General features: G+C 56.7%; 1 protein-coding gene. It reads right to left on the minus strand.

From position 1 onward, the window contains the following. Positions 1 to 62: 62 nt before the first annotated feature. A complete protein-coding gene (locus ABE528_RS27290) occupies positions 63 to 1,310 on the minus strand; it encodes an IS256 family transposase (RefSeq protein WP_346654631.1) in 1,248 nt (415 codons plus the stop codon). Positions 1,311 to 1,362 lie beyond the last annotated feature (52 nt).

Consider the following 1,362-nt stretch of genomic DNA (forward strand, 5'->3'; position numbering starts at 1 on the left):
GGGACTGTCAGATTTTTTGTGTGCGGGCCGGTAACGGCCTGCCGTTAGGCAGGCCCTGATTTTCACCAGGTCGGCCTGATGAACCGATCTCCGTACAGAACCGCAAATTGATTCATCGCACTTTTCCAATCATGCGCTGCTGAGCCCCAGTTTGCTGTGATGTTTCGCAGCCCCAGCCAGATCAGCTTGGTGGCAGCGTCGTCGGTCGGGAAGTGGCCACGAGTCTTGATGATCTTGCGTAACTGAGCATTGATGCTCTCAATGGCATTGGTGGTGTAGATCACTTTCCGGATGGCCGGTGGGAAGACAAAGAATGGAATTACTCGATCCCAGGCGCGCCTCCAGGCAGCCACCACCGTTGGGTACTTCTCACCCCACGGCCCGTTCTCGAACTCATCGAGTGCCTGCTCAGCCGCTTCGGCGTTGATGGCCTGGTAGATCGGTTTGAGGTCTTTGGCCAGTGCCCGGCGCTTATCCCAAGGCGCGTAGTCCAGGCTGTTGCGGATCAAGTGCACGATGCAAGTCTGCAGCGTCGTCTCTGGGAAAACCGCGCTGAGGGCCTCTGGCATGCCTTTGAGGCCGTCAGTAACCGCAATCAGCACATCCTCGACGCCGCGCGTCTTGAGATCGTTAAAGACTTTCATCCAGAACTTCGCACCTTCGGTGTTCTCGATCCAGATGCCCAAGATATCGCGCGTCCCGTCGGGTAGAACGCCCAGCGCCAGGTAAATAGCCTTGTTGCGCACCAGACCTTCTTCGCGGATCTTCACCCGCAACGCATCAAAGAAAATGACCGGGTACATCGGCTCCAATGGCCGCTGTTGCCACGCGCCAATTTCTTCCATGACCTCGTCTGTCACAGAGCTGATGAAGTCGGGTGAAACGTCCGTCCCATACTGCTCGGACAAAAATGCCCGGATCTCTCTGACTGTCATTCCACGGGCGTACATGGCAATGATCTTGTCATCGAAACCGGTGTAACGCCGCTCATGCTTGGGGATCAGAATGGGCGCAAAACTACCGTCTCGATCGCGAGGGATTTCCAGTCGTAGCGGGCCATCGCCGGTCAAAACCGTCTTGCCACTCTTGCCGTTACGCTGATTGGTTTCATCCTCCGGGCGCTGCGCGCCCGGCGGATAACCCAGGTGGTGACCGAGTTCGGCACTCAAGGCGCGCTCGATCAAGGCCTTCTTGAACGCCGCTGAGGCATCCTCGATAGCTTCTGCGGTCATCAGGCCCTCACCGAACTGCTCCAGCAGCTCTTTGGGGATTTTGGGCAGGTCACGCAAGGGTTTCTTTTTGGTTGGCATACATGCACCTCTTACTCATGTTATGCCCGAACACAAAATTTCTGACACCCTC

The organism is Pseudomonas sp. TWI628, from assembly GCF_039673865.1.
Classification (GTDB): Bacteria; Pseudomonadota; Gammaproteobacteria; order Pseudomonadales; family Pseudomonadaceae; genus Aquipseudomonas.